The 23,383-nt window shown below is 68.4% G+C and carries 25 protein-coding genes and 1 other RNA gene; 20 read left to right on the top strand and 6 right to left on the bottom strand.

The features are described from left to right. Nucleotides 1–6 precede the first annotated feature (6 nt). The 3 genes from Q0044_RS00990 to Q0044_RS00980 form a co-directional block, all read right to left on the bottom strand. Nucleotides 7–495 (bottom strand): hypothetical protein, encoded by a 489-nt coding sequence (locus Q0044_RS00990; protein ID WP_298158395.1) that lies wholly within the window; start codon nucleotides 493–495, stop codon nucleotides 7–9. Nucleotides 496–562: 67 nt separating this feature from the next. Further along, nucleotides 563–1,741, bottom strand: a complete 1,179-nt coding sequence (locus Q0044_RS00985) for a vWA domain-containing protein (RefSeq protein WP_298158393.1) — start codon at nucleotides 1,739–1,741, stop codon at nucleotides 563–565. Nucleotides 1,742–1,762: 21 nt separating this feature from the next. Then, entirely contained in the window at nucleotides 1,763–2,296 is a 534-nt protein-coding gene (locus Q0044_RS00980) for a GNAT family N-acetyltransferase (protein WP_298158391.1), read from the bottom strand. A gap of 109 nt (nucleotides 2,297–2,405) precedes the next feature. Here Q0044_RS00980 and Q0044_RS00975 point away from each other — a divergent pair, with 109 nt between their 5' ends. From Q0044_RS00975 to dxs, 7 genes are all read left to right on the top strand, one after another. Beyond that, nucleotides 2,406–3,326, top strand: a complete 921-nt coding sequence (locus tag Q0044_RS00975; protein WP_298158389.1) for a histone deacetylase family protein — start codon at nucleotides 2,406–2,408, stop codon at nucleotides 3,324–3,326. Nucleotides 3,327–3,418: 92 nt separating this feature from the next. Next, nucleotides 3,419–4,006: a histidine phosphatase family protein gene (locus Q0044_RS00970; RefSeq protein WP_298158387.1), complete on the top strand. Its 588-nt coding sequence runs from the start codon at nucleotides 3,419–3,421 to the stop codon at nucleotides 4,004–4,006. A 67-nt stretch (nucleotides 4,007–4,073) separates the two neighbouring features. Continuing rightward, nucleotides 4,074–4,325, top strand: a complete 252-nt coding sequence (locus Q0044_RS00965; protein ID WP_298158385.1) for an exodeoxyribonuclease VII small subunit — start codon at nucleotides 4,074–4,076, stop codon at nucleotides 4,323–4,325. Then, the gene (locus Q0044_RS00960) at nucleotides 4,325–4,690 is read left to right on the top strand and encodes a tRNA-binding protein (RefSeq protein WP_298158383.1); all 366 of its coding nucleotides are present in this window, start codon (nucleotides 4,325–4,327) and stop codon (nucleotides 4,688–4,690) included. Before Q0044_RS00965 ends, Q0044_RS00960 begins: the two co-directional genes overlap by 1 nt. Continuing rightward, on the top strand, nucleotides 4,690–5,598 hold the full coding sequence (locus Q0044_RS00955; RefSeq protein WP_298158381.1) for a polyprenyl synthetase family protein: 909 nt from the start codon (nucleotides 4,690–4,692) through the stop codon (nucleotides 5,596–5,598). Before Q0044_RS00960 ends, Q0044_RS00955 begins: the two co-directional genes overlap by 1 nt. Nucleotides 5,599–5,666: 68 nt before the next feature. Continuing rightward, entirely contained in the window at nucleotides 5,667–6,089 is a 423-nt protein-coding gene (locus Q0044_RS00950; protein WP_298158379.1) for an endonuclease domain-containing protein, read from the top strand. 16 nt (nucleotides 6,090–6,105) lie between these two features. Then, a complete protein-coding gene (gene dxs / locus Q0044_RS00945; RefSeq protein ID WP_298158377.1) occupies nucleotides 6,106–8,022 on the top strand; it encodes a 1-deoxy-D-xylulose-5-phosphate synthase in 1,917 nt (638 codons plus the stop codon). 148 nt (nucleotides 8,023–8,170) lie between these two features. On the opposite strand, the gene panD is transcribed toward dxs, so the two are convergent. Beyond that, nucleotides 8,171–8,527: an aspartate 1-decarboxylase gene (panD, locus tag Q0044_RS00940; RefSeq protein WP_298158375.1), complete on the bottom strand. Its 357-nt coding sequence runs from the start codon at nucleotides 8,525–8,527 to the stop codon at nucleotides 8,171–8,173. 220 nt (nucleotides 8,528–8,747) lie between these two features. Here panD and sppA point away from each other — a divergent pair, with 220 nt between their 5' ends. The 3 genes from sppA (at nucleotide 8,748) to Q0044_RS00925 (ending at nucleotide 11,741) form a co-directional block, all read left to right on the top strand. Next, nucleotides 8,748–10,523 (top strand): signal peptide peptidase SppA, encoded by a 1,776-nt coding sequence (gene sppA, locus Q0044_RS00935; RefSeq protein WP_298158373.1) that lies wholly within the window; start codon nucleotides 8,748–8,750, stop codon nucleotides 10,521–10,523. Nucleotides 10,524–10,641: 118 nt separating this feature from the next. Further along, nucleotides 10,642–10,959 (top strand): hypothetical protein, encoded by a 318-nt coding sequence (locus Q0044_RS00930; RefSeq protein ID WP_298158371.1) that lies wholly within the window; start codon nucleotides 10,642–10,644, stop codon nucleotides 10,957–10,959. Nucleotides 10,960–10,979: 20 nt separating this feature from the next. Next, nucleotides 10,980–11,741: a peptidoglycan recognition protein family protein gene (locus tag Q0044_RS00925; RefSeq protein ID WP_298158369.1), complete on the top strand. Its 762-nt coding sequence runs from the start codon at nucleotides 10,980–10,982 to the stop codon at nucleotides 11,739–11,741. Here Q0044_RS00925 and Q0044_RS00920 read toward each other — a convergent pair. Both Q0044_RS00920 and Q0044_RS00915 read right to left on the bottom strand, forming a co-directional pair. Beyond that, entirely contained in the window at nucleotides 11,738–12,037 is a 300-nt protein-coding gene (locus tag Q0044_RS00920) for a type II toxin-antitoxin system RelE/ParE family toxin (protein WP_298158503.1), read from the bottom strand. The two genes, Q0044_RS00925 and Q0044_RS00920, sit on opposite strands and share 4 nt — an antisense overlap. Continuing rightward, nucleotides 12,034–12,219, bottom strand: coding sequence for a hypothetical protein (locus Q0044_RS00915; protein ID WP_298158367.1), 186 nt, complete (start codon nucleotides 12,217–12,219; stop codon nucleotides 12,034–12,036). Before Q0044_RS00915 ends, Q0044_RS00920 begins: the two co-directional genes overlap by 4 nt. 77 nt (nucleotides 12,220–12,296) lie before the next feature. On the opposite strand from Q0044_RS00915, the gene rnpB reads away from it, so the two are divergent. The 10 genes from rnpB to ftsW all read left to right on the top strand — a co-directional run bounded on the left by rnpB (nucleotide 12,297) and on the right by ftsW (nucleotide 23,376). Beyond that, an RNA gene (rnpB, locus tag Q0044_RS00910) (RNase P RNA component class A) lies at nucleotides 12,297–12,670 on the top strand. Between the two features lie 393 nt (nucleotides 12,671–13,063). Next, nucleotides 13,064–13,531 (top strand): division/cell wall cluster transcriptional repressor MraZ, encoded by a 468-nt coding sequence (locus Q0044_RS00905; protein WP_298158365.1) that lies wholly within the window; start codon nucleotides 13,064–13,066, stop codon nucleotides 13,529–13,531. Continuing rightward, nucleotides 13,528–14,478 (top strand): 16S rRNA (cytosine(1402)-N(4))-methyltransferase RsmH, encoded by a 951-nt coding sequence (gene rsmH / locus Q0044_RS00900; protein WP_298158363.1) that lies wholly within the window; start codon nucleotides 13,528–13,530, stop codon nucleotides 14,476–14,478. The genes Q0044_RS00905 and rsmH overlap by 4 nt, the downstream gene beginning before the upstream one ends. Further along, the gene (gene ftsL / locus Q0044_RS00895) at nucleotides 14,475–14,897 is read left to right on the top strand and encodes a cell division protein FtsL (protein WP_298158361.1); all 423 of its coding nucleotides are present in this window, start codon (nucleotides 14,475–14,477) and stop codon (nucleotides 14,895–14,897) included. Before rsmH ends, ftsL begins: the two co-directional genes overlap by 4 nt. A gap of 83 nt (nucleotides 14,898–14,980) precedes the next feature. Next, nucleotides 14,981–16,630: a peptidoglycan D,D-transpeptidase FtsI family protein gene (locus Q0044_RS00890; RefSeq protein ID WP_298158501.1), complete on the top strand. Its 1,650-nt coding sequence runs from the start codon at nucleotides 14,981–14,983 to the stop codon at nucleotides 16,628–16,630. Then, complete coding sequence (locus tag Q0044_RS00885) at nucleotides 16,627–18,078, top strand: UDP-N-acetylmuramoyl-L-alanyl-D-glutamate--2,6-diaminopimelate ligase (protein ID WP_298158359.1); 1,452 nt, start codon at nucleotides 16,627–16,629, stop codon at nucleotides 18,076–18,078. The genes Q0044_RS00890 and Q0044_RS00885 overlap by 4 nt, the downstream gene beginning before the upstream one ends. Continuing rightward, nucleotides 18,071–19,492 (top strand): UDP-N-acetylmuramoyl-tripeptide--D-alanyl-D-alanine ligase, encoded by a 1,422-nt coding sequence (locus Q0044_RS00880; protein WP_298158357.1) that lies wholly within the window; start codon nucleotides 18,071–18,073, stop codon nucleotides 19,490–19,492. The genes Q0044_RS00885 and Q0044_RS00880 overlap by 8 nt, the downstream gene beginning before the upstream one ends. Nucleotides 19,493–19,529: 37 nt before the next feature. Next, entirely contained in the window at nucleotides 19,530–20,639 is a 1,110-nt protein-coding gene (gene mraY / locus Q0044_RS00875; protein ID WP_298158355.1) for a phospho-N-acetylmuramoyl-pentapeptide-transferase, read from the top strand. A gap of 4 nt (nucleotides 20,640–20,643) precedes the next feature. Next, nucleotides 20,644–22,185 (top strand): Mur ligase family protein, encoded by a 1,542-nt coding sequence (locus tag Q0044_RS00870; protein ID WP_298158353.1) that lies wholly within the window; start codon nucleotides 20,644–20,646, stop codon nucleotides 22,183–22,185. Between the two features lie 6 nt (nucleotides 22,186–22,191). Beyond that, nucleotides 22,192–23,376, top strand: a complete 1,185-nt coding sequence (gene ftsW / locus Q0044_RS00865) for a putative lipid II flippase FtsW (protein ID WP_298158351.1) — start codon at nucleotides 22,192–22,194, stop codon at nucleotides 23,374–23,376. The last annotated feature ends 7 nt before the right edge of the window (nucleotides 23,377–23,383 follow it).

Raw genomic sequence — 23,383 nt, 5'->3', positions numbered from 1 at the left:
GCGGGCCTAGTCCCGGCCGCCGAGGCGGAAGGACAGACCGCCCTCGCTCTCGCCCTGTGGACGGCAGTCGGTGACGAAGGCCACCGAACCGCCCTGACGTTGGGGACGCGACCGGCAGTCGGGGACCGTCGGGATCACGGTCGCCGCCGCCTGGCGCTCGGGCAGGCCGCACTGGACCGGATAGGCGCCGTCATCGGCGGGGGTGGCCAGGCATGGCACCGGCTCGCCGGCAGGTCTCAGCCCGGCCGGCAACCGGTCGCCCAGCGCCGCGGCCAGTTCGACCCGCACCCGCGTCTGACAGACGTCCACCGGTTCGCGGCTCACCAGCGGGCTGCATTGCGACCGCTCCCAGGCGAACGGATCGGCCAGGGCCCAGGCCGGCAGGTCGCTGGCCGGCGCGGCGATTTCGGCCGGCCCGGCCTCTGCGGCAGGGGCCGGCGTCTCCCACACGACCGTCTGCTGCAGGACCATGGCCATGGCGAAGGCGGTCAGCATCGAAATCTCTCCTGCACTCCGGTCATGCTCGCATGAAACGCGCCTTCCCGCAGGTCACGCCTGCGTGTCAGCGCGTCAGGGCGCGCATCGCCCGGTCCAGCCCGTCGAGCGTCAGCGGGAACATCCGCTCGTCCATGACCTCGCTGAGCAGCTTCACCGAGGCCGTATAGCTCCAGTACCGCTCGGCCACAGGGTTCAGCCAGACCGACTTGTCCCACTGCAGCCGCGCGCGGCGCATCCAGACGGCGCCCGCCTCCTCGTTCCAGTGCTCGACCGATCCGCCGGGCATGGTGACCTCATAGGGGCTCATGGTCGCGTCGCCGACGAAGATGGCCCGCCAGTCGCCGGGGTATTTGTTGAGCAGGTCCCAGGTCGGGATCTTTTCGGCGTGGCGACGCCGGTTGTCCTTCCACACCCCCTCGTAGAGGCAGTTGTGGAAGTAGAAGAACTCCAGATTCTTGAACTCGGTCTTGGCCGCGCTGAACAGCTCCTCGCAGAGCTTGATGTGGCCGTCCATCGAGCCGCCGACGTCGAGGAACAGCAGCACCTTGATGGTGTTGCGCCGCTCCGGCCGCATGCGGATGTCGAGCCAGCCCTGACGCGCCGTGCCGTCGATCGTGCCGTCGATGTCCAGTTCCTCGGCCGCGCCCTCGCGCGCGAACCGGCGCAGACGACGCAGTGCCACCTTGATGTTGCGGGTCCCCAGTTCGACCGTGTCGTCCAGGTTCCTGTACTCGCGCTTCTCCCAGACCTTGACGGCCCGGCCGTGTTTGGCCGGCCCGCCGATGCGCACGCCCTCGGGATTGTAGCCGCCGTGCCCGAAGGGACTGGTCCCGCCGGTGCCGATCCACTTGTTCCCGCCTTCGTGGCGCTTCTGCTGCTCCTCCATCCGCTGCTTGAGCGTTTCCATGAGCTTCTCGAAGCCGCCGAGCGCCTCGATCTCGGCCTTCTCCTCGTCGGTCAGGAATTTCTGGTTGAGCAGCTTCAGCCAGTCCTCGGGCACGTCGAGCGAGGGTTCCTCGCCCGCGCCGATCGTCTCGATGCCCTTGAACACCGTGCCGAAGACCTGGTCGAACCGGTCGTAGTGTTTCTCGTCCTTGACCAGCACGGAGCGCGACAGGTGGTAGAAATCCTCGACCCGACCGCCGGCCACGTCCTTGTCCATGGCCTCCATCAGATGGAGCCATTCCTTGGTCGAGACGGGGACCTTCGCCTGGCGAAGAGCGGAGAAGAAGGGGAGGAGCATGGTTGAAACCCTGGACCGCGCTCAGCCGCGCCGCAAGATGAACTCGTGGTCGCGCCAGGCGCCGACCGGATACTGGTACTCGCCGGCCTTCGCGAAGCCGTAGGCCCCGTACAGCTTCTGGGCCTTCAGGTTCCCGCTCCAGACGCCGATCCACAGCGGGCCGTCGGTGTTGGCCTCCATCCAGTCCAGCGACAGTCTCAGCAGCTCTGTGCCGAGGCCCAGGCCTTGAGCCGACTTGCCGACATAGAGGCGGCGAAGCTCCATGTTTCCGGGCGAGCTTTCCGGATGGGGCAGGGTGTTCGGGCCGGTATTGGCGAAGGCCAGCAACTCGCCGTCCCGCTCCGCCACCCACCAGGCCGCGCCGGGTTCCGAAAGCTTCTTCGTGGTCGCTTCTGTCGAGAAGCTGGCGTCCAGAAAGGCTGTGAGGTCCGCAGCGGGGTAAGGGATGGCGAACCCGTCCTCGGCCACGAAGGTATCGATGAAGGTCTGGCGACCGAGGGCGCCGAGCGCTGCGGCGTCTTCCGGGCGAGGGGGGCGGATCACGGTGTCGGTCATTCCCCGCTTTCGCCCAAGCCCCTCCGTGTCTCAACATCTTTTCGGCCATCACCGTCTTCAGGCCCATGCACGGATGTTGTTTTGCCTGATGCACTAGTAGGCTGGGGCGATGTCCGTCGCCCTGTTCACACATACCGACATGATCGCCCACGCCCCCGGCGCAGGGCATCCGGAGCGGCCCGAACGTCTCGCCGCCGTCCTCGCCGCGCTCGACGACGCCGACCTGAAACTCGACCACCGCGAAGCGACCGAAGCCGCCGTCGTCGACCTGGAGCGGATCCATCCCGCCGACTACGTCGCCGGCATGATCGCAGCGTCGCCGGCCAGCGGCCTGGCCCGTCTCGACGCCGACACTGTCCTTTCGCCCGGCAGCGTCCGCGCCGCCCGTCTCGCAGCAGGGGCCGCCATCGACGCGGTCCGCGCCGTCGCGGCGGGAGATGCACTGCGCGCCTTCGCCGCCGTCCGCCCGCCCGGCCACCACGCCGAGCCGAACCAGGCCATGGGCTTCTGCCTGTTCTCCAATGTCGCCGTCGCCGCGCGCGTGGCCCAGTCACTGGGCCTGGCGAAGGTCGCCGTCGTCGATTTCGACGTGCACCACGGCAACGGCACCCAGGCGGCGTTCGAGGCGGACCCGACCCTGTTCCTCGCCTCCATCCACCAGATGCCCCTCTATCCCGGCACCGGTGCCATGTCCGAAACCGGCGTAGGCAATATCGTCAATGCGCCGGTCGAGCCGCATGCCGCCCGCGAATCATGGCGCGCCACCTTCTCGGGCGGGCTGATGCCCGCGCTCGACGAGTTCGCGCCCGACCTGATCATCATCTCCGCCGGCTTCGACGCCCACCGGCGCGATCCGCTCGCCCACCAGAGCCTTGAGGCCGGGGATTTCGCCTGGGCGACCCGCGCGGTGCTGGAGGTCGCGCGGCGACATTGCGGCGGCAAGGTTGTCTCTTCGCTGGAGGGCGGTTACGACCTCGAAGGACTGGGCCAATCGGCCCTCGCCCATGTGCGGGCCCTGGGGGAGGCGTAAGGAAGGTCCATGTCGGCACAGCGTTACCCTGGGCCGTCTTTCCTTTCATCCGCAGCATGACGTCAGACAGTGTCGAACAAGATGCCGGCCAGATGCTGAAGCCCTCGCGCCCCGGCTCGATCACCCTCGCCCGTCACGGCGAGCCGGCCCTGTCGCGCAAATGCATGCTGACGTCGGACCAGTACCGCGACTGGTGGGCGAAGTATGAGCTCGGCGGCCTGCTGGCCGGCCAGACCCCGCCGCCTGAACTGTTGGCCACGGCCGCCGGCGCCGGCGTGATCTTCGCCTCGACCCGCCAGCGCGCGCAGGAAACCGCCTCCGCCGTCTCGGCCGGTCGTGAGGTCGTCTCTGACGTGATGTTCATCGAGGCGCCCCTGCCGCCGCCGCACTTCCCGTCGTGGTTCAGGCTGCCGCCGAAATACTGGGGCGCCGTCGCCCGCTTCTGGTGGCACGCCTTCGACCACCACGAGGGTCAGGAGACCCGCGCCGAGGCGGAGGCCCGGGCCGAACAGGCGGCGCAGAAGCTCATCGCCCGTGCCGAGACCGGCGAGGACGTGCTGGTTCTGGCCCACGGCTATTTCAACCATATGGTCGGCAGCAGGCTGAAGGCTGACGGCTGGACGCTGGTTCACAACCAGGGCTTCAGATACTGGTCGCAACGGCGCTACGAGCGCGTCTGAACGCCGTTTACCCTGCAACGCCGGTTCCCCGTTGAAGCGAAAGCGGCTCGCCTCTAGGGTCTTCCGGATGTCAGACGCCGCCCCCTCCATCCCGACCGACCTCAGCTTCGAAGACGCCCTGTCGCGTCTGGAGACCATCGTGTCGCGCCTCGAGTCCGGCCAGGCCCCGCTGGAGGAATCCATCACCCTCTACGAGGAGGGCGCGCGCCTGAAAGCCCATTGCGAGGCTCGCCTCAAGGCCGCCCAGCTGCGCGTCGAGAAGATCGTCGTCGGCTCAGATGGCCAGGCGAAGGGCGTCGAGCCGGCCGAGTTCGGATGATGGAGATCGCGATCGCCTCTCCCCTGGCCGACCGCATCGCCTTCGACGACTTCCTCAAGGTCGATATCCGGGTGGGCGAGGTCGTGCGCGCCGAGCCGTTTCCGGAGGCTCGCAAGCCTGCGTTCAAACTGACCATCGATTTCGGTCCGCAGATCGGCGTCAAACGCTCGTCTGCGCAGATCACCCGCCACTACACCCCGGACCAGCTGACCGGCCGCAAGGTCGCGGCGGTCGTCAATTTCGCCCCGCGCCAGATCGGTCCCTTCATGTCCGAGGTCCTGACCCTGGGCTTCCCCGACGCGGACGGGGAGGTCGTTCTGGTCGGGGTCGATCGCGACGCGCCGAACGGCGGAAGGCTGTTCTGATGCGTCTGGCCGCCAACGCACCGGTCCAGCCCGTCGCCGAGCGGGTTGCCGAGGTCGCCGACCTCGTCACCGTCGCCCTGGACGAACTGCTGCCGCGGGCCGACGGACCCGAGGCCCGTCTGACCGAAGCCATGCGGTATGCGGCCCTGGGGCCGGGCAAGCGTCTGCGACCCTATTTCGCCATGGAGGCTTCGCGCCTGTTCGACATCGAGGAACGGCCGGTGCTGCGCGCTGCCTGTGCGCTCGAATGCGTCCACGCCTATTCGCTGGTCCACGACGACCTGCCGGCGATGGACGACGACGACATGCGTCGGGGCCGACCGACCGTCCATATCGCCTATGACGAGGCGACGGCCATCCTTGCCGGTGATGCGCTCCAGACCGCGGCCTTCGACATCATCCTGCACCCCGACACCCACGAGGACGCCGCCGTTCGTTGCGCCCTGGCGGCGCGTCTGTCCCTGGCGTCAGGCGCGCGCGGCATGGCCGGAGGGCAGATGATCGACCTGCTCGGCGTACGTGACGACCTCGAGGGCGTCGCCCGGATGCAGCGGCTGAAGACCGGGGCCCTGTTCACCTATGCCTTCGAAATCCCCCTGATCGTCGCCGGCGCCAGTGATGACCAGTGTCAGGCCCTGACCGCCTTCGCCCATGACATCGGCCTGGCCTATCAGATCGTCGACGACCTGCTGGACGTCGACGGCGATGAGACCGTCCTCGGCAAGGCGGCCAACGGCAAGGACGCCGCCCAGGGCAAGACCAATTTCGTCACCCTTCTGGGTGTCGATCAGGCGCGGCATCGCGTCGCGCAGCTGGCCGATCAGGCCCGCAGCCACCTCGACCTGTTCGGTCCCGACGCCGAAAACCTCAAGGGGAGTGTGGACTTCGTGCTAAACCGTCGATCGTAGCGCGATCCTTCTCCCCTCGGGGGAGAAGGTGGCTCGCGAAGCGAGACGGATGAGGGGGCTGCCTGATCATGTGGCAAACGTCGGGCCAGACAAGCAGGTCGCGCAGGCTCCGTTCCGACATGACGCGCACAGAAAGCGTGTTCTGGCATCACGTCCGCGACCGCCGTTTCGAAGGCCTGAAGTTTCGTCGCCAATCGCCGATTGCTGGATCAGTTTGTGACTTCGTGTGCCTTGAGCTGCGATTGGTCGTCGAGCTGGACGGCGGCGTCCATCGGTTGCGGGAAGCAGAGGATGGACTACGAGATCAGAAACTGGAGCGGGCCGGTTTCATAGTGATCCGTTCGGGCAACGAAGCTTTCCTGTCGAACCCGAACGTGCTCTTCGATGCGATCCGATCCCACGCAGCGGCGTTGGGGAAACGGACCCCTCATCCGAGCGGCTCCGCCGCCCACCTTCTCCCCCAAGGGGAGAAGGGCCATACTGCGATCTGAAGTCCTAGAGTTCCAGATGCCTGACACTCCCCTGCTCGACAAAGTCCACGTCCCTGCCGACATGCGCGGGTTCGACGCCGCACAGCTGCGTCAGCTGGCGGACGAACTTCGGGCCGAGACCATAGATGCGGTCTCCACCACCGGGGGCCATCTCGGCGCCGGTCTCGGCGTGGTCGAGCTGACCGTCGCGCTCCACCACGTGTTCGACACGCCCAGGGACATCCTGATCTGGGACGTCGGCCACCAGTGCTACCCGCACAAGATCCTGACCGGGCGCCGCGACCGAATCCGCACCCTGCGCATGGGCGGCGGCCTGTCGGGCTTCACCAAACGGTCCGAGAGCGAATACGACCCGTTCGGCGCGGCCCACGCCTCGACCTCGATCTCGGCCGCGCTCGGCTTCGCCGCCGCCCGCGACCAGAAGGGCGAAAAGAACAAGGTCGTGGCCGTGATCGGCGACGGCTCCATGTCCGCAGGCATGGCCTATGAGGCGATGAACAATGCGGCGGAGACGACCGGTCAGCTGACGGTCATCCTCAACGACAACGACATGTCGATCGCCCCGCCCGTGGGCGGCATGAGCGCCTATCTGGCCAAACAGGTCTCGGGCGGCGCCTACCGGAACTTCCGCGAGTTCGGCAAGAAGGTCGCCGAACACATGCCCCGCCCGTTCCGCAATGCGGCGCGCAAGGCCGAGGAATACGCCCGCGGCATGATCGTCGGGGGCACCTTCTTCGAGGAGCTGGGCTTCTACTATATCGGCCCCGTCGACGGGCACGACATGGAAAACCTCGTCCCGATCCTGAAGAACGCCGCCGCCATCACCGACCGGCCCGTCGTGGTCCACGTCGTGACCCAGAAGGGCAAGGGCTATGCGCCGGCGGAGTCCAGCGCCGACAAGCTGCATGCGGTGGTCAAGTTCGACGTCGTCTCGGGCAAGCAGAACAAGTCGGTCTCCAACGCGCCTTCCTACACCAAGGTGTTCGGGACCGAGCTGATCAAGCGGGCCGAACGCGATCCGTCCATCGTCGCCATCACCGCCGCCATGCCGTCCGGCACTGGTCTGGACCTGTTCGGCAAGGCCTTCCCGGATCGCACCTATGACGTCGGCATCGCCGAGCAGCACGCGGTGACCTTCGCCGCCGGTCTGGCCGCCGACGGCATGAAGCCCTTCTGCGCCATCTATTCGACCTTCCTTCAGCGCGGGTACGACCAGGTCGTCCACGATGTGGCGATCCAGAAACTGCCGGTCCGCTTCGCCATGGACCGCGCCGGTCTGGTCGGCGCCGACGGCTCGACCCACGCCGGTTCTTTCGACATCGGCTATATGGGGGCGCTGCCCGGCATGGTGCTGATGGCCGCCGCCGACGAGGCGGATCTGGCCGCCATGATCGCCACGGCCTGCGAGATCGACGACCGCCCGTCCGCCTTCCGCTACCCGCGCGGCGACGGCATCGGCGTAGAGATTCCCGAACTGTCGGCCCCTCTGGAGATCGGCAAGGGCCGTATCGTCCGCGAGGGTACGGCCGTCGCCCTCCTGTCGTTCGGCACGCGCCTGCAGGAATCGCTCAAGGCCGCCGACATCCTCGCGGCCCACGGCGTCTCGGCGACGGTCGCCGATGCCCGCTTCGCCAAGCCGCTGGATCACGACCTGATCACCCGCCTGGCGCGCGATCACGAGGCCCTGATCACGGTCGAGGAAGGCGCCATGGGCGGCTTCGGCGCCTTCGTGCTTCAGTATCTGGCGGGCGAGGGCGCGCTGGATGCGGGCCTGAAGATCCGCACCCTGCATCTGCCCGACGTCTTCCAGGACCAGGACAGCCCGGCAGCTCAGTACGCTGAGGCGGGGCTGGACGCAGAGCATATCGCCGCGTCGGCGTTGAAGGCGCTGGGGGTGGCGAAATCGTCCCTCTCCCAGCGGGAGAGGGCTTGAGCGCACGATCGCATAGCGATCGTTCTGGCGCGAAAGGGTGAGGGGTTACGGTGCGAACCGGTGAGGGCGTAATCCCTCACCCTTTCGGCCAAGTCGCATCGCTTCGCTCTGCGGGCCTCAACCCCTCTCCCTCTGGGAGAGGGAAGGTTCAGGCCGCGGCCTTCACCACATTGGCGTCATCCAGCAGCACCACGGTCGGCGACCACTGGCGGGCTTCTTCGGCCGGGAGCTGGCCGTAGGTCACGATGATGACCTTGTCGTTCTTCTGAACCAGACGCGCAGCCGCGCCGTTGACGCCGATGACCTTCGACCCGCGCGGGGCCTCGATCGCATAGGTCGTGAACCGCGCGCCGTTGGTGATGTTCAGCACATCGACCTGCTCGTGCGGGAAGATGCCGGCGGCATCCAGCAGATCGCCGTCGATGGCGATCGAGCCTTCATAGTCCAGATCGGCCTGGGTCACCGTCGCGCGGTGCAGCTTGGCCTTCATCAGGGTGACCAGCATGGCAGGTGCGGTCCAGTCATGACGCGGGGCGATAGGCCCCCGCTCGCAGACGGCGATATAGGGATTTCCGGTTCCGTCTTCAATCGCAATGCTGCGGGCGCGAGATGATCGCTCCTGACGGGATTCCCCTGTTACCCGACGTTCATTTGACCGCAACGCCCCGGCGCCTATGTTCAGGCCCAGGCCGCCCGTGGCCGATTGACCGGACGCCTCGCCTCCCATGAAGCAGTTTTTCCTGACGGTGCTCGGTGTCTTCACCGGCCTGATCCTGTTCGTCGTCGTCGTGCCGATCGTGTTGATCATCGCGGCGGCGGCGTCCTCCAGCGAGCCGGTCACGCCCGCCAACGCCGTCCTGGAGCTGGACCTGCGTGAGGGCATCACCGATCAGGTTTCGAACAATCCGTTCGCCGCTTTCGGGGGCTCGGGCCTTTCGGTCGTCGGCATCGTCGACACCCTGGCCCAGGCCGAGAAGGATGATCACGTCAAGGTCCTGCTGGTCCGCCTGCCGGAAGCCGGACTGGCCCCCGCCGCCGCCGATGAGATCCGTCAGGCCGTCCGCCGCTTCCGCGCCTCGGGCAAGCCGGTCATCGCCCATTCCCAGGGCTTCCAGCCCGTCGGCACGGTGATCTCCAGCTATATGGTCGGCGCCGCCGCCTCCGAGCTGTGGATGCAGAACACCGCCAACTTCCAGGCGACGGGCTTTTCGGCCGACAGCGTCTTCCTCGGACGCGCCTTCGAGAAATACGGCGTCCGGCCCGAGTTCGAGCAGCGCTACGAGTACAAGAACGCGGTCAATGAGTACACGCAGTCGGACTATACCGGCCCGCATCGCGAGGCGATGACGGCCTGGATGACGTCAATCTACGACTCGGCCCTGGCCAACGCCGCCTTTGACCGCAAGGTCGAGGCGCCGGCGCTGAAGACCACGATCGAGGCCGGTCCCTATTCGGCCGCCCAGGCGCTGCAGCTGAAGCTGATCGACAAGATCGGCCAGGTCGAGGAGGCCGAGGCCGAGGCGAAACGTCGCGCCGGCAAAGGCTCCGACATTCTCGAATTCTCCGACTACGCCGCCTCCCAGGGCGAGCGGATGGGAACCGGTCGCGACGCTATCGCCATCGTCGGCGGCGAGGGTGCGATCATGACCGGCTCGGGCGGAAGCGGTGGTTTCGGCGGCGGGTCCTCGATCGCGTCCGACGCCACGGCCGAGGCCATCTACGACGCCATAGAGGACAGCTCGGTCAAGGCCATCGTCTTCCGGGTTTCCTCCCCCGGCGGTTCGCCGGAGGCCTCGGAACAGATCCTGGCCGCCGTCCGTGCGGCCAAGGCGGCGAACAAGCCTGTCGTCGTCTCCATGGGCGACTATGCGGCGTCCGGCGGCTACTGGATCAGTTCCGAAGCGAACTGGATCGTGGCCCAGCCGTCGACCCTGACGGGCTCCATCGGCGTGTTCGGCGGCAAGTTCGTGGTGTCGGAGGCGCTCGGCCGCTTCGGCGTCGACCTGCGCGGCCTGTCGGTGGGCGGCCAGTATTCCGAGGCCTTCAGCCCCTCGTCGAGCTGGACCGAAGCCCAGCGCGCCGCCTTCTCCGCCTCGATGGACCGGACCTACGAGGAGTTCGTCCAGCGTGTGTCGACCGGTCGCCGGCTCCCCATCGCCCGCGTGCGCGAGATCGCCCGCGGTCGGGTCTGGACCGGGGCGCAAGGCAAGACCCTCGGTCTCGTCGACCAATTGGGCGGCCTGACCGAAGCCATCGGCAAGGCGCGCGAGCTGGCCAATATTCCCGAGAACCAGTCCGTTCGCTTCAAACGCTTCCCCGAACCCCAGTCGCCCTGGGAAGCCCTGTCCTCGGCCTTCGGCGTCCAGTCCGAGGCGGCCCGGGCCCTGGTGACCCTCGGCGGGGTCATGGCGGATCCCCGGGCCCAGGCGATGCTGTCGCGGGTCCAGACCGAACGGATGCGGGGGCAGGGGGCTTCGGTTCTCGCCGACCAGCCGCTGTAGATCGTCAGGGTGCGGCGATTAACACTCGCCTGTGAAGCGGCCGGTCATTGACGGTTCACCTCTGTGGTCCGACATTAGGGCCTGAGGCGTTCCATGGAACGCTCGACAAGGGACAGAGATGACGCAGGATCCGTTCGCCAGCCTCGGCTTCCAGAATCGCCGACGCCCCCAAGGGCTGCTCGCGCCGGTCATGTGGCTGTGCGGGTTGATCGCGACCGTGGCGGCCCTGACCGTCGGGGCGCTGCTGGCTGTCTTCACGGCCGCAGCCGTCGCCGTGATCGCCCTCTGCGCCAGCATTTTGATCTTCTTCGCCGGACTGGCGATGCGGGCCCGTCGCCGCGTCACGGTTCGCGCCCGTCGCAATGACGATGTGATCGAGGCCGAGAAGGTCGGCGACACATGGGTCGCCTACGGCTGGGAACGTCCGCATCGCTGAGCATTGGCGACAGGCCGCCCATGCTTGAGATCGCGGAAGCCCCGTCGCCCAATTTCGACCAGCGTCGCGGCCCGCCCGACATGGTCCTGCTCCACTACACCGGCATGCAGACCGCCGAGGCCGCCATCGCGCGCCTGCGCGATCCCGAGGCGAAGGTTTCGGCCCACTATGCCGTCGATGAGAACGGTTCTGTCCTGCGCCTCGTGCCCGAAGAGCGTCGGGCCTGGCACGCCGGCAGGTCCTGGTGGAAGGGCGAGACCGACATCAACGCCGTCTCCATCGGCATCGAGATCGTCAATCCGGGCCACGAGTTCGGCTATCGCGACTTCCCCGATGTCCAGGTCGCCTCGGTCATCCAGCTGATCGACGAGATCAGGGCGCGGTGGGCCATCGAGGACGCCCGCATCCTCGGCCATTCCGACGTCGCCCCGACCCGCAAACAGGATCCCGGCGAACGCTTCCCCTGGAAGACCCTCGCCGCACACCGCCAGGGCCTGTGGTTCGAACCGGCTCCGGAGCGCATCGCCGCTCTCGGCGTGCCTCTCGGCATGGGAGACGAGGGCCTCGGCGTCCATGTGCTTCAGGCAGGCCTCCACCGGCTCGGCTACGAGCCTCTTCCCGACGGCCGGTACAGCGACGAGACCCGCATCACCGTCGAGGCCTTCCAGCGCCACTGGCGGCCCTCGAAGGTCGACGGCATCGCCGACGGCGAGACCCGCGCGACCCTCATGGGCGTGCTTCAGCTGGCGACGGCCGAGAGCGTGACGGGCGTGCTGAATTAGAGCGTGGACCGGTCCTGAAATGGCCCGAAGACCCGGAGAACGCTCACCGTGCGGACCGCGACGTCGATCCTGTAGATGATCGTATAGCCGTCGACTCGTCGTTCTCGGGCACCGTCATGATCGCTGCCCGGCCAGCGGTGGTGATCGGTACGCAACCCTTTGATCGCGGCCTCGATGGCCAGCAGGGTGCGCCTGGCGGCCACGCCCGCGCCCGGCTGCGTCAACCATTCGTATGCACGGACGAGATCTCGCGCCGCCGCGCTGGACTGGACGACTCGAAAGCGTTGGCCGTTCAGGGAATGCGCACCGGCTTGCCGGCCACGAGGTCAGCCAGCCAACCATCGAGGTCTTCATCGGGAATGATGCGTCCGGCCGCGATGTCGGCCTCGGCCTCGGCGATGCGCGCGCGTTCCCAGGCCAGACGCGCCTCGCGGCTGTCGAAGATCGGATCCTGCTGCTTTTCGGCGGGCGAAGACATGCCCGAGCCTACCATGATCCGGCGCCGTCCGCATCGTACGGTTGACCCGTTGTTCGCCAAGGCGCATCACGCCTCCGCCAGACGGCCGGGCGGTCGCGGCGGGACTTGTTCCCGTCGAGGAAAGTCCGGGCTCCACGGTGAAAAGGCGGCGGGTAACGCCCGCCCGGGGCGACCCGAGGGACAGCGCCACAGAAAGCAAACCTCCTGCGTTTCGGCGCGGGTAAGGGTGAAAGGGTGGGGTAAGAGCCCACCGCGTCTCTGGTAACAGCGACGGCATGGCAAGCCCCGCCTGGAGCAAGACCGAATAGGGACGTCGCGCGGGTTCGCCCGCAGGGTTCACCGCCCGAGGCGTCCGGGTAGGTCGCGAGAACCGCCCAGCGATGGGCGGTCCAGAGGAATGATCGTCACCGCTTCGGCGGGACAGAACCCGGCTTACAGGCCGTCTGGCATTTTCTCTTTTTGGTGGGCTACCGCTCGCGACGCGGTCGCTCGCTGCTTGAGCCCAAAGGTCTCCTCCCTGTTCGCCGCTTGGTGAATGGGGAGGTGGCGCGGCGCACCTTCGCGCCGCGACGGAGGGGTCCAGACCCCGCATTAACCCCTTCGACCAAACCACGGCGCACAATCCCCAGCCTGTTAATACTTGCGATGTTCTATGTATGTTCTGATTTGTGCTGTCGCGACCCTGCAACATCCCCAACTTGGTTAAATATCGTCAACCAATCCCATTGAGACCCAGTTCGTCCCATGCTATCCCATAACCACGATGTGGGGATTGGCGGCGCCGGCGATTCAGGCGCGGGGATGAACTCTTGGGGGCGGGCCGACAGGCTCGATTGGGACGGGCGTGTTTCTCGGAACGAGTGAGAAGCAGCTGGACGGCAAGCGCCGTCTCCTGATCCCTCAGGAGTTTCGCACCGCCGAGAACGGCGCCGACCTGGGCGTCTTCTGTTTCTTCTCGGTCGAGTCCGACTGTCTCGAGGCCGGCGGCGACAAGCTGATGGCCGAATACGTCGCCATGATCGAGGCCCTGCCGTTCGGCGACGACTGGCGCACGGCGCTCGAGGAAACCGTCTACGGCGGCCAGAAACAACTGGCCTACGACGGCGGCGGCCGCATCACCCTGCCCGAAAGTCTGTGCCAGGAGGCCGGTCTCGGCGAGGACGTCGTCATCGTCGGCCTGGGGCCGCGCTTCCAGATCTGGGACCGCGCCCGCTGGAATGCCCGCAAGGATGATCGCCGCGCACTGGCGCGCAAGGCCATGCGCGAGCGCGGCGACACCGCGCGCCGCCGCATGCCGGGGAACGACGCATGAGCGGCCCCCACGCCCCCGTCCTGCTCGATGAAGTCCTCGAGGCCCTGGCCCCGAAGGCCGGCGACGTGGTGATCGACGCCACCTTCGGCGCCGGCGGCTATACCCGCGCCATCCTCGCGACCGGCGCCCGGGTCGTCGCCCTTGATCGCGATCCGACGGTCCAGCGCCACGCCGACGCCGTGGCCAACGACTTCCCGGGCCGGTTCCAGCTGGTCCGTACCGCCTTCTCGGGCCTGTCCGACGCCTTTGCCGAGACCGGCGAAGCGCGGCTCGACGGCGCGGTGTTCGACATCGGCGTCTCGTCCATGCAGCTGGATGAGGCCGATCGCGGCTTCTCCTTCATGCGCGACGGTCCGCTCGACATGCGTATGTCGGGCGAGGGCGAGAGCGCCGCTGACATCGTCAACGGCTGGGACCACGGCCCCCTGGCCCACATCCTGAAACAGTATGGCGACGAGCGTCAGTCCGGCCGCATCGCGACCGCCATCCTGCGTCGTCGCACGACCCAGGCGTTCGCCCGCACGCTCGACCTCGCCGACGTCGTCGAAAAGGCCTTGGGCGGCCGTCGCGGAGCCCCGACCCATCCGGCGACCCGCACCTTCCAGGCCCTGCGCATCGCCGTGAACGACGAACTGGGCGAGCTGACGGCCGGGCTCGAGGCCGCCGAACGCACCCTGGCGCCTGGCGGGCGTCTGGCTGTGGTCACCTTCCATTCGCTCGAAGACCGGATCGTGAAAGCCTTCCTGACCGAGCGTAGCGGCAACGCCCCCGGCGGATCGCGCCATGCGCCGGTCGCCGTCGAGACCCGCAAGCCCAGCTTCACGCTCCAGTTCAAGGGCGCGCGCGAGGCGGGCGAGGCCGAGCTGGCCGCCAACCCGCGCTCCCGCTCAGCCAAGCTGCGCGCCGCCGTCCGCACCGAGGCTCCTGCCTGGAAGGCTGCGGCATGACCCGCGATCTGGTTCAGCGCCTGTTCAGCTGGAAGATCCGCGGCATTCGCTGGATCGAGATTATCGGCGTCATCTGCGTCGCCGCCATGGTCTTCTCCGTCTACCTCGCCAAGGCCGCCGCAGCCCGCGAGAGCGCCGCCATCGGTCAGCTGGAACGCCAGATCGCCGAGAACAGCCAGCGCGTCCGCCTTCTTCGCGCCGAGGCGGCCCGTCTGGAACAGCCCGGCCGTCTGGAGGCCCTGTCGCGCAGCGCAGCCCTGGCCCCGGTGAAGGCCGAACGGCAGGTCGATGAGGCCGCTCTCTCGAACCTGAAACCGGTCCAGGCTCCGCCGCCGGTCACCCCCGCCGTCGCCGCGCCTGTCGCCGGGGCCGATGCCCCCGCGCAGGTCGCCGCCGTTACCGGCGAGGTCGTGCGATGACCGTCCACGACCCGCGCGTCTTCCGTCCCGCGCCGGGCGTCGCCCGCCCCCTGACCTCGACCGTATCGCCCTGGCTGCGCTGGATGGGCGAGGCCGTCTGGTTCGTTGAACACGCCTTTGAACGCGCCCGCGCCGACGCCCGTCCGGAAGAAGACACCCGTGTCCGCATCTTCCTGATCCGGATGGTGTTCATCGCCGTGTTCAGCCTGCTGGCCCTCGGCGCAGCCAATGCCGCCCTGCTGGCACCCCGGGGAGGGCACGGCGCCTCCGCCGTCGCGGGCGCCCTGCAGCGCGCCGATCTGACCGATCGCAACGGCTCCCTTCTGGCCACCAACATCACCCACTACGGCCTCTACATCGATCCCTCCGAGGTCTGGGACAGGGACGCCGCCTTCCGCCAGATCCGTCGCGCCCTGCCGGGCATCTCCGCGACCCGCCTGCGTCGTGTCCTCGACGGCGACCGTCGCCTGATCGCCCAGCCCGGCCTGACCCCGGCCGAGCGTCAGGCCGTCCACGCCCTGGCCCTCGGCGGGGTTTCGTTCGAACCTGAAGATCGTCGCGTCTATCCGCTGAACAGCTCCGCCGCCCACCTCATCGGCACGGCCGACTCGGGAGGGCAGGGTGTGTCGGGCGCCGAGCTGGCCTTCAATGACGCCATCCGCGAAGCCGGCGCGAAGGGTGAAGACTTCGCCCTGTCCGTCGATCTGCGTGTCCAGGGCGTGCTCGAGAACGAACTCGGCGCCGTCGCTTCCGAAGTCGGCGCCAAGGGCGCCGTCGGGGTCGTCGCCGACGCCCGGACCGGCGAGATCCTGGGCATGGCCTCATGGCCTGGCTACGACGCCAACCGGAGGGGTCAGGCCTCGGACAATGCGGCGCTGAACCGCGTCACCTCGGCCCACTACGAGATGGGTTCGGTGTTCAAGACCTTCACCATCGCCGCCGCCATCGACACCGGCCTGGCCGACCTCGACACCATGATCGATGCGTCCCAAGCCTACATGATCGGCAACAGGCGGATCCAGGACTTCCACGCGACCAACAAGATCCTGACCCTGGAAGAGGTCTATCTGCACTCCTCCAACATCGGCACGTCGCGGCTTGCGGTCCAGATGGGGGCCGACACGATGAGGTCCTACTTCACCAAGCTGGGCCTGCTGGACGCCGCTCCGATCGAGCTTAAGGAAAGCGCCCGTCCCCGTCGTCCGCACGACTGGTCGGACTCGACCCGCGCCTCCATGTCGTTCGGCTACGGCATCATGATCACCCCGCTGCAGATGACGGCGGCGACCGTCGCCCTGGTCAACGGCGGCATCTATCGTCCACTGTCGCTGCGTCGCGGCGGTGCGGGCTCCGAAGGCCATCGTGTCGTCAGCGCCGAGACCTCGGCCGCGATGCGGGAGCTGATGCGCGCCAACGTCCTGCGCGGTTCGGGCGGTCAGGCGGACGCCGAAGGCCTGCGGGTCGGGGGCAAGACGGGGTCCGCCAACAAGCTCGTCAATGGCCGCTATGACCCCAGCCACGGCGTGGGCTCCTTCGCGGCCGTCTTCCCGGCCGACGGTCCGGACGATACGCAGCGCTATGTCATTTTCGTCCTGATCGACGAGCCCAGCCAGGGATCGCGCCTCGGCGGCGCCGTCGCCGCGCCGGTCGTCGGCCGCGTCGCCGACCGCATCGCCGGCTTCCTCGGCGTCCGGCGCCGCATCGATCCGCCCGCTCCGGTGGTCGCCCGATGAGCGCGATCCGTCTCTCCGACCTTCTGCGCCGCGACGTCGCCGCCGATCCGGTGATCACCGGCGTGACCGCCGACAGCCGCAAGGTCGCGCCGGGCTCCCTGTTCGTCGCCCTGCCCGGAAACGCCGCCGACGGCCGCGCCTTCATCCCCCAGGCCCTGTCCCAGGGTGCCGCGGCTGTCCTCGCCCCCCAGGACACGCCTGAGCATCTCGCGCCGCTTCTGGTCCGCTCCGGCGACGTCCGCCGCGCCTATGCGCTCGCGGCGCGCGGCTTCTACGGGGCCCAGCCCGCCACCTGCGTCGCCGTCACCGGCACCAATGGCAAGACGTCGGTCGCCGCCTTCTGCCGCCAGATCTGGGCCGCCCTCGGCATCAAGGCCGCCAGCATGGGCACCCTCGGCGTCGTGGCCCAGTCCGGCGCCCGCACCGAAGCCCTGACCCCGCCGGGCCTGACCAGCCCCGACGCCGGCGACGCCGCCCGGCTGCTGGCGACCCTGGCCGAAGGCGGGGTGACCCATCTGGCGCTGGAGGCCTCGTCCCACGGTATCGACCAGCGCCGCCTCGACGGCGTGACGCTGAAGGCCGCGGCCTTCACCAACCTGACCCAGGATCATCTCGACTATCACGGCGACATGGACGCCTACCGGTCCGCCAAGCTGCGCCTGTTCGAGACCCTCCTGCCGCGCGGCCGGACCGCCGTCCTGAACGCCGATTCCGACGCCTACAACGCCTTCGCCGCCGCCTCGATCATGTCCGGCCTCGGCGTCATGGGCGTGGGCGAGCGGGGCAGGGACCTGTCCCTGGTCGAGCGCCGCGCCGTGCCGGAGGGCCAGCGCCTGGTCCTCGACGTGCGCGGCGATCGCCACGACGTCCTCCTGCCCCTGGCCGGCGCCTTCCAGGCCTCCAACGCCCTGGTCGCCGCGGGCCTGTGCATCGCCGCCGGCGAGGACGCCGGCCGGGTTCTGCACGCCCTCGAGAAGATCACCGGGGCCGCCGGCCGCCTGCAACGCGTCTCCGGCGGGCGAGGTGAGGCCTATGTCGACTACGCCCACACGCCTGACGGCCTTGAGACCGTCCTCAAGGCCCTGCGCCCCCACGCGACCGGCCGCCTGATCGTCGTCTTCGGCGCCGGCGGCGATCGCGACAAGGGCAAGCGCCCGCTGATGGGCGAGATCGCCGGTCGTCTGGCCGACGTCGCCATCGTCACTGACGACAATCCCCGCTCCGAGGACCCTGCCGTCATCCGCGCCGAGGTCCGCGCCGGCTGCCCCGACGCCAGGGAGATCGGCGACCGTCGCGCCGCCATCCGCGAGGCCACGGCCATGATGCGCGACGGAGATGTGGTCGTCGTCGCCGGAAAAGGGCATGAACAGGGTCAGATCGTAGGCGGGACGACTCATCCCTTCGACGACGCCACCGAACTCGCCGAGGCCCTGCGCTTAGATGCCTGACACGACACTGCCCCTCTGGACCGCACAGGAAATTGCGGCGGCGACCGGAGGGCGGATCGAGGGCGGAGACTTCACCGCCGACGGCCTGACCTACAACAGTCGCGAGATCGGACCCGGCGAGCTGTTCCTGGCGCTGAAGGGTGCGCGCGACGGCCATGACTTCGCCGCCTCCGCCTTCGCCGCCGGAGCCTCCGGTGCCCTGGTCGAACGGGCTGTGGACGGCGGTCCCTGCGTCGTCGTTCCGGACACACTGCACGGGCTGGAGGCCCTGGGCGCCGCCGCCCGTGACCGTGCGCCCCACGTTCGCCGCGGCGCCGTCACCGGCAGCGTCGGCAAGACCAGCGTGACCCAGGCGATCAAGGCCGGCCTCGACCTCGCCGGTCCGGCCCATGCCTCGATCAAGAGCTACAACAACCATATCGGCGTGCCCCTGACGCTAGCCCGGATGCATCCGTCGGTCGCGCGGGCCGTGTTCGAGATCGGCATGAACGCACCCGGCGAGATCGCGCCCCTGTCGAGGATGGTCCAGCCGCACGCCGCATGCGTGACCACCGTCGGGCCCGTCCACATCGAAGCATTCGCCGACGGCGAGGCCGGGGTCGCGGCTGAGAAGGCCGCCATCTTCCAGGGTCTGGGCCCGGGCGGTCTGGCGGTCATCAATGGCGATAACGTATGGGAACCCATGCTGCGTCAGGCGGCGCTGCGCATGGGCGCCCGTGTGGCGGCCTTTGGGTCCGAACCCGCGCACGACGCCCGTCTGATCGACTTCATCCCCAATCCGGACGGCGCCGTCGTCACCGCCGAGGTCTATGGCCACCGCCACGTCTTCCCGCTGAAGCAGTCAGGCTTCCACTGGGGCCTGAACAGCCTGGCCGTCATCCTGATGCTCGACGCGCTCGATGTGCCGGTCGAGACCGCACTTGCCGCCCTGGCCGATTTCGAACCGCTCAAGGGCCGGGGCGAGACCCGCAGCGTCCGCATCCCCGGCGGCGAATTCACCCTGATCGACGAGAGCTACAACGCCAATCCTCTGTCGATGACGGCCGGGTTCCGCTCGCTCGGCGCCAAACCGGTCCAGCCGGGCGGCCGCCGCATCGTCGTCCTGACCGACATGCTCGAACTGGGCGACCAGTCCGAAGCGCTTCACGCCGGCCTCGCCGCCCCGATCGACCTGGCCGGCCTCGACGTCGTCCACGTCGCCGGACCTGAGATGCGCCATCTGTACGAGGCCCTGCCGCCCGCCCGTCGTGGCGTCTGGGCCCAGAGCGCCGCCGATCTCGCCGCCCAGGCCGCCGATCTGGTGGGCCCGAAGGACATCGTCATGGTGAAGGGCTCGAACGGCTCGAAAGCGTCGCTTGTCGCGGCGGCGTTGGCGCGGCTAGACACATCCACAGGGGAGGCGCCCCTCAAGTAGGGGAGCGCCGCGCGCGACCCGATAGGGGCCAACAACAATGTTCTATCTGCTCTATCTCTACTACGCCGACGTGGCGAACGAGTATCCGCTGCTCAATCTGGTCCAGTACCAGACGGTGCGGGTCGCCCTCGCCATGGCCACGGCCATGATCGTCGCCGTCGCCATGGGCAGCCGCTTCATCGCCTGGATGCGGGTGAAACAGGGCAAGGGCCAGCCGATCCGCGCCGACGGCCCCGTCAGCCATCTGTCCAAGGTCGGTACCCCGACCATGGGCGGGCTGATGATCCTCGCGGGCATCGCGGTCGCCGTCTTCCTGTGGGGCGACCTGACCAACCCCTATATCTGGATCGTGTCCGGCGTGACCGCGGCCTTCGGCGTCCTCGGCTTCATCGACGACTATGCCAAGGTCACGAAACAGACCTCGGCGGGCCTGACCTCGAAGCAGAAGCTGGCGGCCCAGATCGTCGTGTCGGTGATCGCCGGCGTTCTGGTCGTGCTCTGGATGACCCAGTCGCCCACCTCGCCGGGGCTTGAGACCTCGATCGCCTTCCCCTTCTTCAAGGACGTCCTGCTGAACATCGGCTGGTTCTACGTCGCCTTCGCCGCCTTCACCCTGGTCGGCTTCTCCAATGCGGTGAACCTGACCGACGGCCTGGACGGCCTGGCCATCGTGCCCGTGATGATGTCGGCGGCGGCCTTCGGGGTGATCTCCTACCTTGTCGGCAACTTCATCTTCGCCGAATACCTGGGGGTCCACCATGTGCCGGGCTCGGGCGAGCTGGCCATCTTCTGCGCCGCCATCATCGGCGGGGGCGTGGGCTTCCTCTGGTACAACGCCCCGCCGGCCAAGATCTTCATGGGCGACACCGGGTCGCTGGCGCTGGGCGGCGCGCTCGGCGCCATCGCCGTCGCCACCAAGCACGAGCTGGTCCTGGGCATCGTCGGCGGCCTGTTCGTCATCGAGGCCGCCTCGGTCATGATCCAGGTCGCCTGGTTCAAGGCCACCGGGAAGCGCATCTTCCTGATGGCCCCGATCCACCACCATTTCGAGAAGATGGGCTGGCCGGAATCGACCGTGGTGATCCGCTTCTGGATCGTCGCCGCCATGCTGGCCCTGATCGGCCTCAGCACCCTCAAGCTGCGCTAGACCCGTGACCCCGGTCCCCGGCTTCGAAGGCCAACGCGTCGCGGTCTTCGGCCTCGGCCGGTCGGGCATCACCGCCGCCCGCGCCCTCAAGGCCGGCGGGGCCGAGCCCGTCCTGTGGGACGACGGCGTCTCCGGTCGCATGCAGGCCGAGGCCGAAGGGTTCGAACTCGAGGACCTGACCGCTGCCGACTGGTCCGGGTTCGCCGCCCTGGTCCTTTCGCCCGGCGCCCCCCTGACCCACCCGAAGCCTCACTGGACCGTCGACAGGGCCCGCGCCGCCAACGTCCCCGTCATCGGCGACATCGAACTGTTCGCCCGCGCGCTCGCCGCCACGCCCGCCTCCCTGCGGCCGAAGGTGATCGCCATCACCGGCACCAACGGCAAGTCCACCACCACGGCCCTGATCGGCTGGGTCCTGAAACAGGCGGGGCTGAAGGTCGCGGTCGGCGGCAATATCGGTATCGGCGTCCTCGCCCTGCCGGCCCCGACCGAGGTTCAGGCCTATGTCATTGAGGTCTCCAGCTACCAGCTCGACCTGACCACCTCCTTCGCCCCCGACGTCGCCATCCTGACCAACATCAGCCCCGACCACCTCGACCGCCACGGCGGCATGGAAGGCTATGTCGCGGCCAAGAGACGGATGTTCCAGCGGATGGATGGCATCTGCGACGATCAAGGCGACCCCAGGCTCGCACTCGTCGGGATCGACGAGGAGCCCGGACTCGAAATCTATCGCGATCTGCAATCGCGCGGATGGGTGGCCCAATTCGTTACCACGCGGCCTTCTCCCCTCGGGGGAGAAGGTGGCTCGCGGAGCGAGACGGATGAGGGGGTTCTGTCCGCATCCGAGCTCTCAGCCGCGAGTTCGCTGACCCACCCCCCTCATCCGAGCCCTCCGGGCCCACCTTCTCCCCCGAGGGGAGAAGGATACAGCGCCAGCGACCGAATCCTCAGGTTCGACGGAGTCGCCATCGCCGACCTTGCTCCGGCCCGTTCCCTGCCCGGCCGCCACAACGCCCAGAATGCCGCCTTCGCCTACGCCGCCGCCCGCGCTGTCGGCGTCTCGCACGCCGCCGCCGTCGAGGGCCTGATGACCTTCCCCGGCCTCGCCCATCGCATGGAGACGGTCGGTCGCCTCGGCGCCGTCCGCTTCGTCAACGACTCCAAGGCCACCAATGCCGACGCCGCGCGTCAGGCCCTGATGTCGTGGCCGACCAGTTTCTGGATCGCCGGCGGCCGCGCCAAGGACGGCGGCATCGTCGAGCTCGCCGACCTCTTCCCGCGTGTCGCCAAAGCCTATCTGATCGGGGAGGCCGCCGCCGATTTCGCCGCCACCCTCGGCGACACGCCCCACGTCATCGCGAAGGACATGGCCACGGCCGTCGCCCTCGCCGCCGAAGACGCCGCGAAAGCCGGCGGCGATCAGGTCGTCCTGCTCAGCCCCGCCTGCGCCAGCTTCGACCAGTTCCCCGACTTCGAGGCGCGCGGAGAAGCGTTCCGGGCGGCCGTTCTTAACCTCGGGGCTACGCCTTTCGTTCAGGGTTGAGAAACCATGACCCAGGCCGTCTACTCCCACCCCTTCTCGCGCAACGACCAGAGCCCGATCGCCCAGTGGTTCTGGACGGTGGATCGCGGCCTGCTCGGCGCGGCGCTCGCCCTGATGGGCCTGGGCGTCATGCTCAGTTTCGCCTCGTCTCCGGCCGCCATCCTCGCCGACCAGTCGATCACCGATCCCTTCCACTATTCCTGGCGCATGATCGTCTTCGCCAGTGCCGGCGTCGGCCTGATGCTGACCATGTCGTTGTTGTCGCCCCGGGGCGTGCGCCGCATCGCGGTTCTCGGCCTGCTCGGCGCCATCGTCGTCATGGCCATGCTGCCGTTCATCGGCGACACGGTGAAGGGGGCGGCCCGCTGGGTGAACCTCGGGCCCTTCAGCCTCCAGCCGTCCGAATTCGCCAAGCCCAGCCTGATCGTCTTCGCCGCCTGGATGTTCGCCGAAGGCCAGAAGGGCCAGGGCGTCCCCGGCGTCTCCATCGCCTTCGGCTTCTACGTCGTGACCGTGGCCCTGCTGCTGATCCAGCCCGACATCGGCCAGACGCTTCTGATCACCACCACCTTCATGGCCGTCTTCTTCATGGCCGGGGTGCCGCTGCGCTGGGTCGCGGTGCTTCTGGGCCTGTTCGCCGCCGGCATGACCGCCATCTACATGCTCTTCCCGCACGTTCAGGCGCGGGTCGCCAAGTTCGTCTCGCCCGGTGTCGAGGACACCCACCAGATCGACCGCGCCTCGGAGGCCATCCGCGCCGGTGGTCTGGTCGGGCGCGGGGTGGGCGAGGGGGTCATGAAACGCTCGGTGCCCGACCTCCACACCGACTTCATCTATTCCGTCGGCGCCGAGGAGTTCGGCCTGGTCCTCAGCCTCGTCGTGATCGGCCTCTACGCCTTCATCGTCTTCCGCGGCATGGGCCGGGCGATGAAGCTGAACGACCCGTTCGAACAGACGGCGGCGGCGGGCCTGTTCATGCTGATCGGGCTGCAGGCCTCGATCAATGTCGCGGTGAACCTGAACCTGATCCCGACCAAGGGGATGACGCTTCCCTTCATCAGCTACGGTGGCTCCTCGATGATGGCCATGGGCCTGACCATGGGGTTCGCCCTGGCGTTGACGCGCCGCCGCCCCGGCGCCTACGAACCCGGGGCCAGCCTGCAGCGGCCCCGTCGCCTGTTGATGCCCTAGGATCTCG

This window comes from Brevundimonas sp. (genome assembly GCF_027484365.1).
In the GTDB taxonomy this organism is placed as follows: domain Bacteria; phylum Pseudomonadota; class Alphaproteobacteria; order Caulobacterales; family Caulobacteraceae; genus Brevundimonas.
The sequence above is the reverse complement of the archived record's forward strand: the minus strand, read 5'-3'. Positions and strand labels throughout refer to the sequence as shown.

Bases quoted from the DNA above. Each gene is read 5' to 3' on its own strand.
- Q0044_RS00990 (WP_298158395.1), bottom strand. From the start codon at position 495: ATGCTGACCGCCTTCGCCATGGCCATGGTCCTGCAGCAGACGGTCGTG.
- Q0044_RS00985 (WP_298158393.1), bottom strand. From the start codon at position 1,741: ATGCTCCTCCCCTTCTTCTCCGCTCTTCGCCAGGCGAAGGTCCCCGTC.
- Q0044_RS00980 (WP_298158391.1), bottom strand. From the start codon at position 2,296: ATGACCGACACCGTGATCCGCCCCCCTCGCCCGGAAGACGCCGCAGCG.
- Q0044_RS00975 (WP_298158389.1), top strand. From the start codon at position 2,406: ATGTCCGTCGCCCTGTTCACACATACCGACATGATCGCCCACGCCCCC.
- Q0044_RS00970 (WP_298158387.1), top strand. From the start codon at position 3,419: ATGCTGAAGCCCTCGCGCCCCGGCTCGATCACCCTCGCCCGTCACGGC.
- Q0044_RS00965 (WP_298158385.1), top strand. From the start codon at position 4,074: ATGTCAGACGCCGCCCCCTCCATCCCGACCGACCTCAGCTTCGAAGAC.
- Q0044_RS00960 (WP_298158383.1), top strand. From the start codon at position 4,325: ATGGAGATCGCGATCGCCTCTCCCCTGGCCGACCGCATCGCCTTCGAC.
- Q0044_RS00955 (WP_298158381.1), top strand. From the start codon at position 4,690: ATGCGTCTGGCCGCCAACGCACCGGTCCAGCCCGTCGCCGAGCGGGTT.
- Q0044_RS00950 (WP_298158379.1), top strand. From the start codon at position 5,667: ATGTGGCAAACGTCGGGCCAGACAAGCAGGTCGCGCAGGCTCCGTTCC.
- dxs (WP_298158377.1), top strand. From the start codon at position 6,106: ATGCCTGACACTCCCCTGCTCGACAAAGTCCACGTCCCTGCCGACATG.
- panD (WP_298158375.1), bottom strand. From the start codon at position 8,527: ATGCTGGTCACCCTGATGAAGGCCAAGCTGCACCGCGCGACGGTGACC.
- sppA (WP_298158373.1), top strand. From the start codon at position 8,748: ATGAAGCAGTTTTTCCTGACGGTGCTCGGTGTCTTCACCGGCCTGATC.
- Q0044_RS00930 (WP_298158371.1), top strand. From the start codon at position 10,642: ATGACGCAGGATCCGTTCGCCAGCCTCGGCTTCCAGAATCGCCGACGC.
- Q0044_RS00925 (WP_298158369.1), top strand. From the start codon at position 10,980: ATGCTTGAGATCGCGGAAGCCCCGTCGCCCAATTTCGACCAGCGTCGC.
- Q0044_RS00915 (WP_298158367.1), bottom strand. From the start codon at position 12,219: ATGTCTTCGCCCGCCGAAAAGCAGCAGGATCCGATCTTCGACAGCCGC.
- rsmH (WP_298158363.1), top strand. From the start codon at position 13,528: ATGAGCGGCCCCCACGCCCCCGTCCTGCTCGATGAAGTCCTCGAGGCC.
- ftsL (WP_298158361.1), top strand. From the start codon at position 14,475: ATGACCCGCGATCTGGTTCAGCGCCTGTTCAGCTGGAAGATCCGCGGC.
- Q0044_RS00890 (WP_298158501.1), top strand. From the start codon at position 14,981: ATGGGCGAGGCCGTCTGGTTCGTTGAACACGCCTTTGAACGCGCCCGC.
- Q0044_RS00885 (WP_298158359.1), top strand. From the start codon at position 16,627: ATGAGCGCGATCCGTCTCTCCGACCTTCTGCGCCGCGACGTCGCCGCC.
- Q0044_RS00880 (WP_298158357.1), top strand. From the start codon at position 18,071: ATGCCTGACACGACACTGCCCCTCTGGACCGCACAGGAAATTGCGGCG.
- mraY (WP_298158355.1), top strand. From the start codon at position 19,530: ATGTTCTATCTGCTCTATCTCTACTACGCCGACGTGGCGAACGAGTAT.
- ftsW (WP_298158351.1), top strand. From the start codon at position 22,192: ATGACCCAGGCCGTCTACTCCCACCCCTTCTCGCGCAACGACCAGAGC.